Origin of the sequence: Prevotella koreensis (assembly GCF_003977605.1) — a bacterium.
Classification (GTDB): Bacteria; Bacteroidota; Bacteroidia; order Bacteroidales; family Bacteroidaceae; genus Prevotella; species Prevotella koreensis.
The window spans coordinates 532,431-546,591 of record NZ_RYYU01000001.1 but is presented as its reverse complement, the minus strand read 5'-3'; the positions used below and the strand labels follow the sequence as shown (position 1 = coordinate 546,591).

Below are 14,161 nucleotides of genomic sequence, written 5' to 3'. Positions count from 1 at the left end.
TTATTCCATTCTTCCCCATTTCATTTCTTCTCCCTCTTTGTCATACTGCTTACGCTTACCAACGGGAGGCTCTGTCAAAGTGATGCGAACCACTGCTGTACGTTCAAGGCTGCGGGCAATGGCATCATCGAAAGCGTCCATGTGGTGAGGAAGAAATCGCCGGCAGATAATTTTCAGACCAGCAACCTTCTCTTCGCGGTCTGTCACAATCTCTGCTTTCCCGATGGCAGTAGCAGATTTGTACTGAAGGGTAAAGTTCCCATCTTTTGGGCCAATAGTGGGCGCACATTTGGTAACAGCAGAAATAAATACCGTCGGATTATGTGCTATGCAGTCTAGTTTTTCACCTTCCATAGCGCAGTGAAAATAGAACGTTCTTTCATCTGTCCGAGCCAATGACAAAGGCAATCCGTATGGACTCCCATCAGGTCGCGTCATGCTTACTGTCACATATGGAGCCTTATCCAAAACCTCCAATGCGAATGCTGCATCCATTTCTCTGCTCGCTTTTCTCATCTTATTTCCTCTAAAGCACCTGTTCCTGAATCAATGATGAATCCTCTGACAACAATGTCTTGGGGTGTCCTTGAATCCTTCCAACCATTGGTCGAGGTCGATGCCACACTTGCGTATGGTGTCGAGTGTTTTATCTGTCACTCCACGGGCAATCATCTCGTGGTGAAAGTGCTCATAACTAATGTGGCAGGCTCCGCAGTGAGAGTGAGCCACCACCATAATTTCCTTCACCCCCAATTCATATATGGCAACAATCAGACTTCGCATGGCAGAGTCAAATGTCGAGATTACCAAACCTCCGGCATTCTTAATTATTTTAGCGTCACCATTCTTTAGTCCGAGTGCCGCAGGGAGCAGTTCAGTAAGTCTTGTGTCCATACACGAAAGCACTGCCAGTTTTTTGTCAGGATACTTGTCCGTGATATACTTCTTGTAACCCTTTTGTTCAACGAAAGTCTTGTTGTAGTTAATAATTTGGTCAATCATAATAGTGTTATAATAATGTTATTTGCCTATTTATGTGAATCTTGAAACTTGCAATCATCATGAATGATAGTATAGAATAACATCTTCTCCGGTCGAACTCAATATTGCTTATCGCCGTAATGGGCTTGGTAAATAATAATTCGCTCCTTGGTCTCTGAATCGAAAGCCTTGCAAACATAACGATAGTGGCCTCCTTTGAAGCGTAGGAAGTATCTTCTTCATACCCAAACAAAGTTTTCTTTGCCGGCACCAATCTCAAAGTGATATTTGGCTATTCCTAAATCCATCTTAGTATATCCAATAATGGAGAATCCTCTTTTGGCATGTATTTTATGACGGTTATTTTCCATACCAATATATTCAAATGAAAATTTCTGCTGGTTCACGGCAGTAGGAGCAAGCAGGGCTGCTTCAACTCCATTCTTGAACCACGATGGGATTATATCGCTGGCATTGCTCACTTGTTCAGTAGTCTTGATTTTATGCCCGACTCCCTGTGTTTCACCATAGCCGATGGCGATATAACAAGCTATCTTTTCACCCTCATCAAGTACATACGTACCTGGAACTTTTGAGTAACTGAGTCCTACCCAGCAAGTGTTCAGGCCAAGCGTCTGAGCCAGTAATACCAGATGTTCACCAAAGTATCCAACACGTTCATCCAAGTCATCTGCCTTTTTACCGGCCATGACAATATAGTTGTTGGCATTGCAGAACTTGCCATATTTAGCCATAGTTCCTTGGAATGCCTTTGGCTCGTTCAAGATAAGTTGAATATGCAAATTGCCTTCTCGGTTCAAAACTGCAATCTGTTCTTCAAGCACCTTGACAACATCCTCTGTCAAAGGCTTTTCTTTATATGCCCTTACACTGTGCCGGGCTTCTATTGCTTCTTGTATAGTCATTATTTTATTCGCTAGTTCGGGATAAAACTCATCATTAAATTTGGTAATCTGAAGATATTGTTGTACCCTTATAGTGTTATAAATCAATAAAATACAAACAAAATCCGCTATTATTACCGAGGACAAAATTACAGAAAATTTCTGTATTATCGACGAATTTAACAAGAATTTTAACACTGAACTTGACAAAAATTTGTTTTTACTCAGTTCAACATTCAAATTCTTGTCAAATTCGTCGATAATACAGAATACTTCCGTAACTTTGTCTTTGGTAATCATCGCTTAGTTGTTTTGTAAGTTATTGATTTTCAACTATAAAGTCACAAAAAACTAACGACATTACTAACTTTTAAAAGGACTTTCTTAACCCGAACTCGCGTAATATTGGATGCTAACGCGGTTTCTTATTATTTCGTTAGCATAACACGCCTTTTCACTTCTTCAAGATCTTTTCTGAAAGTATTACCGGTCTCGACACCTATTTCAATCATACGGTTTATGTCTTTCTTACTGAAACTCGCAGCATCATAACCTTCAAGGTTTGGATTGATATATATGTCGACAAGTTCAAGATTTTCGTTGTGTTTTTTCCAATCGGGACGAGATACAAGCCAGTCAAGCAGTCCGCCTATGCCGAATGTCTCTTTTAGCGAGAAGTCGCGCGTTTTGTGTTTTTTTTGCGTCAGGTCTATCGCAATTACAATATCTGCTCCCATATCCCGAACCACATCGACAGGCAGATTGTTGAACATACCGCCATCAACAAGTACCCTGCCATTAATCTTAACAGGTTTGAAAGCCCCAGGTATGGCCATACTCGCACGCATAGCCTGTGCAAGTCTGCCGCTTTTCAGTACAACCTCTTGATGTTTTTTCATGTCAGCGGCAACACATCGGAACGGAATCGGTAATTGTGAAAAGTCTATCGAGTCTTTATAACCTACCATATTCTCAAGAAGTTCCAGTGTATTGCCATTCACAAACAAATCTCCCCACTTCTCATTACGGAACAATGAGTCAATTTGTTCCACACTATATCCCACTGAATATAATCCACCAACAATGGCACCAATACTTGTCCCGGCAATATAATCTATCGGAACACCTACTTCATCTATAACCTTCAGTACGCCAACCTCGGTTGCACCCTTGGCACCACCGCCACCAAGAACAAGCCCTACTTTCAAACGCTTGCCGTTATTTGGCCTACCTGCCGAGATACTGATTGAGAAAAAGAGAACAAGTAGGCAAAGAATCGACATATTCTTTATCCAATATGTATTCCGACAAAACATATCAATCATTACCTATTTCGCCAAAAACACCTTCCAACAAGCCTTCCAACTCACTGGCATATTTACTGATACGGTCGAGTAAACCATTCTTTGCTCCCTTCACCATATAACTTGCACACTCACCCTCTATCTGTCCGATAACACGGTATTCCTCGGAAGAATATTCATATTTCCTAACTTTCTCGCGTAGTTCTGCAAACCTATCAAGAGCATTTTTCCAATCTTCAACATCATAATATGTACTATTGTCGCGCAACTCGTATGAGAATTTGCGGAGGTCATTTATCGCCCTTTGCTTAGTACTACACGATGTTAACATAAATGTTGCAATAAATAACATGCAACAACTGACATTAATCAACATTTTTAACCTCATACCAACTCCAAACTATATTATTTAAAACAACAATCATTCTTTCTCTATTTCCAAGAGAAAAAGTTTCTTGTCAAGACCACCATTATATCCTGTAAGCGAGCCATCAGTTCCTATTACGCGATGACACGGAATAAAAATACTGATAGGATTCCTGCAATTGGCACTTGCAACTGCCCTTATGGCCTTAAGATTACCATATAGCAAAGCCTCTTCCTTATAAGAAATAGTAGTGCCATACGGAATTGTTTTCAGTATGTCCCATACCTTACGCTGAAAGTCTGTACCACTTATATAGCACAAAGGGACATCAAACTTACGCCTTTTTCCAGAAAAATATTCATCAAGTTCACGAATAGCGTTAACCAAGACATCATTCATACCATCCTCACCACAATCAATAGGATGCCATTCGGCAAAACACAATCCTTCTGCAACGGCACCTAAATAAATATTGCCGCAAGGCGAATGATAGATTGTTTTCACGAATGGCATCATTACTTTATCGAATATAGTAATAGGTTTGATATATTTCCTGCCACGAAAATCAGTGCCTTTCTTAGCAGGCAACAATTATGTATTAATTACTTATTCCCACTCTATCGTGGCAGGTGGCTTTGAAGATATGTCGTAGCAGACACGATTCACGCCTTTAACTTTATTTATTATCTCGTTAGACACCTTGGCAAGGAACTCATACGGAAGATGAGCCCAATCGGCTGTCATGGCATCCATACTTGTAACAGCACGCAATGCAACAGGATTTTCGTACGTACGTTCGTCACCCATAACACCAACAGATCGTACTGAAGAAAGAAGTACCGCTCCTGCCTGCCATACATGATCATAAAGGGATTGACCGTCTTCTGCCTTCCATGAATGTAATCCCTCAATGAAAATGTCGTCAGCCTCTTGCAATACTCTCACTTTCTCCGGCGTAATATCACCGAGAATACGAACTGCAAGACCTGGACCGGGAAAAGGATGGCGCTTTATGAGATTTTCAGGCATGCCAAGTTGATATCCCACACGACGCACTTCATCTTTGAACAACCACTGAAGAGGTTCACAAAGTTTCAGGTGCATCTCCTTTGGCAGTCCTCCAACGTTATGATGACTCTTTATTACCTTGCCCGTAATATTCAGACTCTCAATACGGTCGGGATAGATTGTTCCCTGCGCAAGCCAGCGAGCATCGATAATTTTCTTTGCTTCGACATTGAAGACCTCAACGAAGTCTCTACCGATTATCTTGCGTTTCTGCTCTGGATCTTCCACTCCGGCAAGGTCACGGAAGAATTTCTCCGATGCATCAATACCAACAACATTGAGACCAAGAGAAGAATAACTATCCATAACTTTGTTGAACTCATTCTTGCGCAACATTCCATGATCAACAAAGATACAAGTGAGATTCTTGCCTATTGCCTTGTTTAGCAGTACTGCACAAACTGAAGAATCCACTCCTCCGGAAAGACCAAGAATCACACGGTCGTTACCCAACTGCTTTTTAAGTTCTTCAACCGTGGTCTCAACGAACGATGCAGCACTCCATTCCTTACGACTACCACAGATATCAACAACAAAATTCTTCAACAATAACGACCCCTGAACCGTGTGGAATACCTCCGGGTGAAACTGTACGGCAAAGGTAGGACTGACATTGAGAGATGAGGCTTGAACATAGTTGCTGTATGCGGCAAACTTAACATCTGCCGTAGATGCAACACAATTAAAGCCTTCGGGTATCGCAGTGATAGTATCACCATGGCTCATCCATACCTGAGAATCGGGCACAAAGTCCTTAAAGAGCGGACACCCTGCATCGAAACCATGCAGGTTGGCACGACCATACTCACGAGTGTTTGCCTTCTCAACCTTTCCACCAAGTGTGTTGCTGATATACTGCGCACCATAACAGATACCAAGTACCGGCAATCGACCGATAAAACGGTTCAAGTCAACCTTGAAAGCCTCATTGTCATGTACTGAATATGGTGAACCACTGAGAATTACTCCTATAACATCGCTATCGTCCTCTGGATATTTATTATAAGGAAATATCTCACAGAACGTGTCCAACTCACGAATACGCCTTCCGATAAGTTGTGTCGTCTGGCTTCCGAAGTCAAGAATTATAATCTTTTGTTGCATATATTTTAATTGATTATTTTAGCATACTTATTATTATGAATTGCTAATTAAAATTCTGTGATAAACTTCTCTGCTTTGTCGAGCGCATCAAGTTTACCTACATCTACCAGATTAAGGTCTTCTTTCAAATATCCTTGAAAATGGCAAATGCCAGACCATTTCAAATAGAACTCCATTATGCTGAACCGTTCAGGCATTTTCTGAAAGTAAGAGAAAACCGAAGGAGCAATTACATGAATACCACTGAAAGCCAACATAGTAAGTTGGTCTTTGTCAATAGTGGCTTGATTATTATCCATTATCAACTCTCCTGTCTCTATATTCGTCCACCCCTTCAATAGCATTGCGTCATCAAAGAGCAAATATCGTTTTGTCTTGCGCTGACTGACTAGCAACGTTGCGTCATTATCCTTTGCTTCTTCATAAAATAAAGACAAATCCACATTACTGAGGATATCAACATTATGAATAAGTATCGGGCTGCCGGCATTGAATAGAGGCAACGCTTTCTTTATACCACCACCTGTTTCCAGCAAACATTCACGTTCATCACTGATGCGAATGTCTACCCCGAAATTATCATTTTCAGCAATATATTTGATTATTTGGTCGGCAAAATGATGCACATTCACCACTATACGCTCAAATCCTACAGCCCGCAATTTCGTCACTACATGATAAATAAGAGGCTGCCCCCCAACCCTTACCAATGCCTTTGGTATCGAGTCGGTTATCGGTTTAAGTCTTGTACCGATTCCTGCAGCAAATATCATCGCCTGTTTCATTGTGCAAAGATAACAAGAATAATTAAAAAACAAGAAACCAAACCGATAAATACGAAAAATATTTTAAATTATAAGTGATGCAATATTTTTAATTTAAACTCAATATATTCCTTTGTTAATAAGGGTTTCAGAGCGGTCTTTGATTTTTTGATTTGAAAATGACAGAGTATTTTTGCAGTCTAGACTGCAAGATTATGAACGTCGGTAGCTATATTTTCTCCCAAGTTGTGGATTATATCCCTCGTTATCAGTTCGACAAACTCGTAGATAAGTATCGTGGAAACTGGCACGCAAAGGACTTGACATGCTACAACCAGTTGCTACACCTGTTGTTCGGTCAGATTACAAGTTGCGATTCCCTGCGTGATATATGCATGTGCCTCGAAGCACATAAGCCGATTCTCTATCACATTGGTTTTCGAAATACCGTCAACCAGTCGTCACTCTCCCGTGCCAACGAGAAGCGGGACTATCGCATATACGAGGAATTGGGAACATATCTCATCAGCGTTGTAAGGCCGTTGTATGCAAAGACTTCTATTCCAGAGATAACCGTCGACAATGTCCTCTATGCACTTGATTCCACAACCATCTCCACCAGTATAAAACTGGCTACATGGGCCTTGGGGAAATACAGCCGGGGTGCTGTGAAGATACATACGCTGCTGGATCTGCGAGGCAGCATTCCTGCCAACATTCATATAACCAATGGCAGATGGCATGACAGCAACGAACTGGATGTCCTCGAACCTGAGCCTTTCACCTTCTATATGATGGACAAGGCTTATGTCGACTTCGACGCACTGTTCCGTTTCCACTTGGCAGGTGCTTACTGGGTAAGCCGTCCGAAGGAGAACATGAAATATGAAGTCTTAGGACACAGGAAACTGAGCGCTTCCGATGTGGAAGGTGGTATCATAGGTGATTTCACCATTCGCCTGACCACCAAGACGGTTGCCCTCTATCCAGAGCCGATACGCGCAGTCTGCATCTATGATGAAGAAGCCGAAGAAGAAATCGTATTCATTACGAACAACTTCGAAATCAGCGCATTGGAAGTGGCTTGCCTGTACAGACACAGATGGGATATTGAAGTTTTCTTCAAATGGGTCAAGCAGAACATTGTAGTGAAGACCCTGTGGGGATACTCCGAGAATGCCGTGCGCACCCATTTGTGGATAGCAATCATCGCTTATCTGATTATAGCCAGAATCAAGGCGGACTACAAAAGTCCATATTCCATCACCGAGGTGGCCACGCTGATAAGAATATCAGCCTTGGAGAAGACTTCACTCAGAGAAATCATCACCAAGCCATGCGAATCTGTCAGTCTCAATCAATATGTCAAAGAACTCACTCTTTTTGATAATGTATAACTTAACGCGATTTTATCGCATCAGTAATAATTTTAAATAAAAAAAAACGAGATTGGTAATACCAACCTCGTTTTGTGACTCCGGCGGGATTCAAACCCACAACCTTCTGATCCGTAGTCAGATGCTCTATTCAGTTGAGCTACGGAGCCTCATTTCTGAAATGCGTGTGCAAAGGTACATTGTTTTTTGATAACAACAAAACATTTCACGGTTTTTTTTCAAAAAAACCATTAAAAAGTTCACAAAAAACCAATATTAAGACATAGTTAAGGAACTATCTCTCCAGATCTTCTGCCTTAAGATGAGGCAAACTGATGCGATATTTTACTGCAAGCACACGAACAAGTACTACAATCAAAAAGCAAACAATTGCGCAAATGGCATCACTAACTCCGACTATAGACAACAACAGGAAAAGTAATCCACCAGCAATGCTGGCAAGGGCATAAATCTCTTTCCTAAATATAAGCGGAATCTCGTTTATAAGCACATCGCGCACTATTCCGCCCGCAGCTCCTGTTATGCAACCCATGATTATGGCAACCCAAAACGGAAAACCATACATCAACGATTTCTGTATTCCGGCAACAGTAAAGAAAGCAAGGCCGAAAGTATCAAATATAAACCATGTGTTATTTAGCCTAACAAGATATTTCTTGAATATCAATACCACTATAAGTGCTATTCCCGTACATATTATATATATACTCTTAGTCATCCAGAATGGCGTGGCATCAATCATTACATCGCGCAACGTTCCTCCGCCGATGGCAGTGGCAAGCCCTACTACATATCCGCCAAACCAATCGAACTCCTTGGCAGCAGCAAGTCTTACACCGGAAATCGCCGCTGCGAATGTTCCTAAGAACTCTATTATCTGTATGAATGTTTCCATTTGAAGATATGATTATTTATCAATAAAAGGAGCAGGTTGCATTTCCTGCAAAGCATAAATTTAAACCTTGAAGCGTTCGCCCCAGCACTGCAACATACGTTGGTAAAGTTTCTCCTCCGATGGAGAATGCTGTGCGTGCCAGAAACGCTCATTGCCAAGTTCTTCAGGCAGAAAATCTTGCGTGACAAAATTATCCGGATAATCATGGGAATATTTGTACCCATCGCTATAACCAAGTTCTGCCATCAGTTTGGTCGGAGCATTACGAAGATGTAGCGGCACCGGTTGGTTGCCGGTCTTTCTCACTACATCAAGTGCTTTATCTATTGCCATGTATGCAGAATTGCTCTTCGGTGATGTTGCAAGATATATGGCACACTCGGCAAGCGGTATTCTTCCTTCCGGCCAGCCTATTTTCATCACGGCATCGAAAGCAGCATTGGCAAGAAGCAAGGCATTAGGATTTGCCAGTCCTATATCCTCAGATGCACTTATTACCATGCGGCGTGCAATGAACTGTGGGTCTTCACCTCCCTCAATCATACGCGCCATCCAATATAGTGCGGCATCAGGGTCACTTCCACGAATACTCTTTATGAAGGCGGAAATAATATCATAGTGCATCTCACCATCTTTATCATAGGCAAGAGGATTTTGTTGCAGACGGTTGACAACAACATCATCGGTAATGACAACATCTTCACCAATTGGTGATGCCTCTACAACAAGTTCAAGGATATTGAGCAATTTACGCGCGTCTCCACCACTGTAACGCAACATTGCAGCAGTCTCAAGAAGTTCTATTTTCCGCTTTTTAAGTTCAATGTCATTCTCTATGGCATGGTGCAATAAGTGAAGTAAATCTTCCTTGTCAAGCGGTTTTAAAACATACAACTGACAACGGGATAACAGTGGGCGTATCACTTCAAAAGATGGGTTTTCCGTTGTTGCACCGATAAGTGTCACCACGCCTTTCTCCACAGCACCAAGCAACGAGTCTTGCTGACTTTTACTGAAACGATGAATCTCGTCAATGAAGAGAATAGGACTTGCAGAATTGAAAAAACGTCCATTCCTGGCCTTCTCTATAACTTCACGAACGTCTTTAACTCCGCTCGTAACAGCACTCAAAGTATAGAATGGAGTTTCCAACTTATTGGCTATTATCTGTGCCAATGTTGTTTTTCCTACTCCCGGCGGTCCCCATAATATAAAAGAAGATATGCGTCCTGCATCGATCATTCGACGCAAGACGGCATCCTCACCAACCAAATGCTTCTGACCTATATAGTCATCAAGAGAGCGAGGTCGCATCCTTTCTGCCAACGGTTCTGCCATATTATATTATGCAAAATTAAGAAATAAAAACGTAAATAAGAAAGGAGACAGGTGTTTTTTTCATTGTAATCGTTTTTTTTCATTTAAAAACTTGCAAATAGAATTTTGATATAGTATTTTTGCAGACGAAAACCAACCATTGTCCGACAAAAAGCCGGCAAAGGGTGAAGGAGAATAAAAAATTAATATTGATATTTTAAAATCATTATGAAAGAAATCACAAATAACACATTGACACTGAAAACATTAAATAAAAATAATGTATGGGATGTTCAGGAGAATGACATTTTCCGTATGCTCGAAGTTGCAGAAAAAGATGCTGACTTGAAAGACAACGTGCGTCACTACAAGGATATTATTAAGAGTGCTTTCGATATTGAGGAAGTAAAAATAGACAAACCAGAAGTAATAAAAAGTTATGAGGCTAAAGGTTTCAAGGTAGCCCAAGTATCTTCGGACGAAAATGGCAAATTGAAACTTGCAATCAAGAAGCACTCTATAATGAGAGTGACAGACCTTACATACGAGAACATCGGGCATATTTCTGCCGCTAAACTTATCGAAGTGCTCGAAAGAAATTTCGGTGGAGGTTGGGATTCGCTTTCACAAAGCATTCAGGACATCATTCAGCACGGTTTCGACATAAGTACCACCACCCTTCCGATGGATCGTCTGCACAAAAAAGGAGGAATGTATGAAAAGAAAGTTGAGGACGGTTTTGAAGTTCTTGAGATTCCAAAAGGTAATTGGGTGGAGGCTATTTTCGCAAAAGAAAAACCAAAAGTGGAGCATAAGCGCATGAAATTCGACATAGATGACGAAGATTTTGATACGCCCGACAATGACACTATGGATGAGGATGCCGATGAAGAGATAGTTGACAACTACCATAAAATCGATGATGAAGACGATTACGACGAAGACAAACTCACCGAGGAAAGTTATCGCACTACCATTGAAGAAGATCCGGAATCATTATCGCTTGAGGCAGCAGAAATCGTTGAGGACGACGATTATTAAACAATTTTGCCAACAATTATCATCTTGTAGTGATGTGAAAACAACTCTGCTTAACTTCATATTTTACATAACAACGACCATTCTCACGCATATCGCGCAACACTTCTGATAGAACCCATTTCAACTTATCATTACCGACAGACTCTGAAACGGGATTATATCTTGTATATGATATGTCGAAAGTAGTGCCATACATGTGGCAACTATTCTCTGTTGCATTTCTGTTATGACGGCGAAGTTTCGCCACATCTTCACGTGTACGCGTTGCACTTGTCACAATGAAACGATTCAACGGAAGCCCTTTTATCTGAAGGCTGTCAAAGAAAATCCGGCCAATATCGTTCAGAAGTTCTGCGGCACGCGGAACAAGATAAGGAATACTCTGCCTCATAGGGTCTATATTGTAATAAGGATTGGCACCGATATATACAAGTCCGGTCTTAGCGTTTTCGGCATCTGCGCGATGTTCCACCGGTTTTACACCCCATTTTTGGGCAGAAAGCAACTGCAAAGCATTTGAATCAGGAAAGGCTTCGTTATAGTTTCTAACGCTGAGAATTTTATGTTTCAGCAAATTTCCCGAATCATCAAAGAACTTTGTTGAGTTGACACTCAATGGCTTCGTTTCTTGTTCTGTCATTTCAGAATTAGTGTTGTCATGTTTCGCCTCAGCCACAATTGCACTGTCGTTTCCATCGCCTCCATGCACCTTTGCCACAGGTGTTGCAATATCAGGAAAAATGCAACGCACAAGGGCTAGCAGAATGACCACTATCCCAAAACCTCCCAAAAACCTATTCTTGGTAATATAAAACTTCATAAAAAGCAAATTTCGAGGTACAAAGTTAATGGTTTTATCTGATATTTTTATTGTTTTTATTCAAAAGTTGTAAGACAAAGCATAAAATAAAAAGAAAGAAAGCGTGATTTGGAATTATTTTTGTACTTTTGCACTTGAGTTTTACACCTTATTATTTTTATAATAATACTAAAATCCAGTCAAGGAAAATATAACGTGACAGAGAAACATATAGTACTCGAAGATATAGATCCCGTAGTGTTCTACGGTGTTGGCAACAATCATCTTCAGATGATAAAAGCGCTCTTTCCAAAATTGCGTATCGTTGCACGCGACAATGTGTTACGCGTAATTGGTGACACCGAGCAAATGAGTCTGTTCGAGACCTCAATAGAGGCAATGCGCCTTCATGTTCTAAAATTCAACGCCATAAGCGAGGAGGACATTCTCGACATCGCCAACGGCAGAAAAACAAAAGGCGATGCGGTAAAAGATGTTGTTGCATACAGCATATCAGGCCGTCCTATAAAAGCACGTAGCGAAAATCAGCAGAAACTCGTTGATGCTTTCGACGACAATGACATGATATTCGCCGTTGGACCAGCTGGAACAGGAAAAACATATCTCAGCATTGCGCTTGCCGTAAGAGCAATGAAGGAGAAACAAGCAAAGAAGATAATTCTCTCAAGGCCTGCTGTGGAAGCCGGTGAAAAACTCGGCTTTCTACCGGGTGATATGAAAGACAAAATTGACCCATACCTACAACCATTGTATGACTCTCTTGAAGACATGATTCCGGCGGTGAAATTACAGGACATGATGGATAAGCACATAATACAGATTGCCCCACTTGCGTTTATGCGCGGAAGAACTCTAAGCGATGCCGTAGTAATTCTCGACGAAGCGCAAAACACCACTTCTGCACAGTTAAGAATGTTTCTCACAAGAATGGGTTGGAACACCAAAATGATTATCACGGGAGACATGACCCAGATTGACCTACCGAACGACACGCATAGCGGACTACGCGAGGCAATGAGAATACTGAAAGGAGTGGAAGGAATTTCATTTATCGAACTTGGCAAGAAAGACATTGTACGTCATAAACTCGTGACAAGAATAGTGAATGCCTATGAGGCTCACGACAAAGATAAGGCATTAAAGGAGAAAGACAAGAAATCCTCAGTTCAAAGTTAAAAAGTAATTTGTAACTCGTAAATCATAAATAAAAAAATGAAAGCATTAACAACGACAGATTTTCATTTCGAAGGACAGAAGAGTGTTTATCATGGTAAGGTGCGAGATGTGTATAACATCAATGACGACTTACTCGTAATGATTGCCACCGACAGGATTTCGGCTTTCGATGTAGTATTGCCTAAAGGCATTCCGTTTAAAGGTCAGGTGTTAAACTTGATTGCAGCAAAGTTCCTTGACACTACGACAGATATCTGTCCCAATTGGAAACTTGCTACGCCCGACCCAATGGTAACTGTGGGATTGAAATGCGAAGGATTCCGCGTGGAAATGATTATCCGCTCCATACTGACAGGCTCTGCATGGCGCGAATACAAGAACGGATGCCGCGAACTGTGCGGAGTGAAACTGCCAGATGGTATGCGTGAGAACGAGAAATTCCCAGAACCAATCATAACCCCGACTACCAAAGCAGACGAAGGTCATGATATGAATATCTCAAAAGAAGAAATCATTGCACAAGGCTTGGTATCAAAAGAAGACTATGAGGTGATGGAAGACTACACCCGCAGAATTTTTGCACGCGGACAGGAAATTGCAGAAAAGCATGGACTGATTCTTGTAGATACTAAATACGAGTTCGGTAAGCGTGATGGAAAAGTGTATCTGATTGACGAAATACATACACCCGACTCAAGCAGGTATTTCTATGCTGATGGATATGAAGAGAAACTGGCAAATGGCGAACCTCAACGTCAACTGTCGAAAGAGTTTGTTAGACAATGGCTCATAGAACACAATTTCATGAACGAACCCGGACAGGTGATGCCAGAAATAACCGATGAATATGCCGAAAGTGTGAGCGAACGTTATATCGAACTCTACGAGCATATAACAGGAGAAAAGTTTGATCGCACAGAAAAAGGATGTTCTTGCTGTTGTGATGCTTCCGGAAGCAATGGCATAGCAGAACGTATAGAAAAGAACGTGAGTGAATATCTCGCGACACGCAAATAATCATT

Annotated in this window: 14 protein-coding genes, 1 tRNA gene and 3 pseudogenes; 4 read left to right on the top strand and 14 right to left on the bottom strand. The window is 41.3% G+C overall.

Annotated features, from left to right (window positions below):
* The 10 genes and pseudogenes from EHV08_RS02305 to EHV08_RS02265 all read right to left on the bottom strand — a co-directional run bounded on the left by EHV08_RS02305 (nt 1) and on the right by EHV08_RS02265 (nt 6,514).
* Complete coding sequence (locus EHV08_RS02305; protein WP_126677811.1) at nt 1-516, bottom strand: pyridoxamine 5'-phosphate oxidase family protein; 516 nt, start codon at nt 514-516, stop codon at nt 1-3.
* Nucleotides 513-1,002 (bottom strand): annotated as a pseudogene (locus tag EHV08_RS02300) (beta-class carbonic anhydrase). Before EHV08_RS02300 ends, EHV08_RS02305 begins: the two are co-directional and overlap by 4 nt.
* A 98-nt stretch (nt 1,003-1,100) precedes the next feature.
* A pseudogene (locus tag EHV08_RS11775) lies at nt 1,101-1,193 on the bottom strand (DUF1653 domain-containing protein); the annotation flags it as partial.
* 27 nt (nt 1,194-1,220) lie between these two features.
* Nucleotides 1,221-1,907: a nitroreductase family protein gene (locus EHV08_RS02290; RefSeq protein WP_126679393.1), complete on the bottom strand. Its 687-nt coding sequence runs from the start codon at nt 1,905-1,907 to the stop codon at nt 1,221-1,223.
* Nucleotides 1,908-2,087: 180 nt separating this feature from the next.
* Nucleotides 2,088-2,186 (bottom strand): annotated as a pseudogene (locus tag EHV08_RS11920) (IS982 family transposase); the annotation flags it as partial.
* A 128-nt stretch (nt 2,187-2,314) separates the two neighbouring features.
* The gene (locus EHV08_RS02285; protein WP_126677810.1) at nt 2,315-3,169 is read right to left on the bottom strand and encodes a patatin-like phospholipase family protein; all 855 of its coding nucleotides are present in this window, start codon (nt 3,167-3,169) and stop codon (nt 2,315-2,317) included.
* Nucleotides 3,170-3,203: 34 nt separating this feature from the next.
* Nucleotides 3,204-3,521 (bottom strand): hypothetical protein, encoded by a 318-nt coding sequence (locus tag EHV08_RS02280; protein WP_126677809.1) that lies wholly within the window; start codon nt 3,519-3,521, stop codon nt 3,204-3,206.
* A 90-nt stretch (nt 3,522-3,611) separates the two neighbouring features.
* On the bottom strand, nt 3,612-4,073 hold the full coding sequence (locus EHV08_RS02275; protein ID WP_126677808.1) for a methylated-DNA--[protein]-cysteine S-methyltransferase: 462 nt from the start codon (nt 4,071-4,073) through the stop codon (nt 3,612-3,614).
* A gap of 90 nt (nt 4,074-4,163) precedes the next feature.
* A complete protein-coding gene (gene guaA / locus EHV08_RS02270; protein ID WP_126677807.1) occupies nt 4,164-5,729 on the bottom strand; it encodes a glutamine-hydrolyzing GMP synthase in 1,566 nt (521 codons plus the stop codon).
* A gap of 47 nt (nt 5,730-5,776) precedes the next feature.
* On the bottom strand, nt 5,777-6,514 hold the full coding sequence (locus EHV08_RS02265; RefSeq protein ID WP_126677806.1) for a nucleotidyltransferase family protein: 738 nt from the start codon (nt 6,512-6,514) through the stop codon (nt 5,777-5,779).
* Between the two features lie 194 nt (nt 6,515-6,708).
* On the opposite strand from EHV08_RS02265, the gene EHV08_RS02260 reads away from it, so the two are divergent.
* A complete protein-coding gene (locus EHV08_RS02260; RefSeq protein WP_126677805.1) occupies nt 6,709-7,890 on the top strand; it encodes an IS4 family transposase in 1,182 nt (393 codons plus the stop codon).
* 75 nt (nt 7,891-7,965) lie between these two features.
* On the opposite strand, the gene EHV08_RS02255 is transcribed toward EHV08_RS02260, so the two are convergent.
* From EHV08_RS02255 to EHV08_RS02245, 3 genes are all read right to left on the bottom strand, one after another.
* Nucleotides 7,966-8,039: transfer RNA gene (locus EHV08_RS02255), tRNA-Arg, on the bottom strand.
* Nucleotides 8,040-8,164: 125 nt separating this feature from the next.
* Entirely contained in the window at nt 8,165-8,785 is a 621-nt protein-coding gene (locus tag EHV08_RS02250) for a trimeric intracellular cation channel family protein (RefSeq protein WP_126677804.1), read from the bottom strand.
* Between the two features lie 60 nt (nt 8,786-8,845).
* The gene (locus EHV08_RS02245; RefSeq protein WP_126677803.1) at nt 8,846-10,123 is read right to left on the bottom strand and encodes a replication-associated recombination protein A; all 1,278 of its coding nucleotides are present in this window, start codon (nt 10,121-10,123) and stop codon (nt 8,846-8,848) included.
* Between the two features lie 207 nt (nt 10,124-10,330).
* Between EHV08_RS02245 and EHV08_RS02240 the strand changes: the two genes are divergently transcribed.
* On the top strand, nt 10,331-11,143 hold the full coding sequence (locus EHV08_RS02240; RefSeq protein ID WP_126677802.1) for a hypothetical protein: 813 nt from the start codon (nt 10,331-10,333) through the stop codon (nt 11,141-11,143).
* A gap of 19 nt (nt 11,144-11,162) precedes the next feature.
* On the opposite strand, the gene EHV08_RS02235 is transcribed toward EHV08_RS02240, so the two are convergent.
* The gene (locus tag EHV08_RS02235) at nt 11,163-11,963 is read right to left on the bottom strand and encodes a DUF5715 family protein (protein WP_126677801.1); all 801 of its coding nucleotides are present in this window, start codon (nt 11,961-11,963) and stop codon (nt 11,163-11,165) included.
* 195 nt (nt 11,964-12,158) lie between these two features.
* On the opposite strand from EHV08_RS02235, the gene EHV08_RS02230 reads away from it, so the two are divergent.
* Nucleotides 12,159-13,139 carry a PhoH family protein gene (locus EHV08_RS02230; RefSeq protein WP_126677800.1) on the top strand — a complete coding sequence of 327 codons (981 nt, stop codon included), beginning with the start codon at nt 12,159-12,161 and terminating at the stop codon, nt 13,137-13,139.
* A gap of 36 nt (nt 13,140-13,175) precedes the next feature.
* The gene (locus EHV08_RS02225; protein ID WP_126677799.1) at nt 13,176-14,156 is read left to right on the top strand and encodes a phosphoribosylaminoimidazolesuccinocarboxamide synthase; all 981 of its coding nucleotides are present in this window, start codon (nt 13,176-13,178) and stop codon (nt 14,154-14,156) included.
* Nucleotides 14,157-14,161 lie beyond the last annotated feature (5 nt).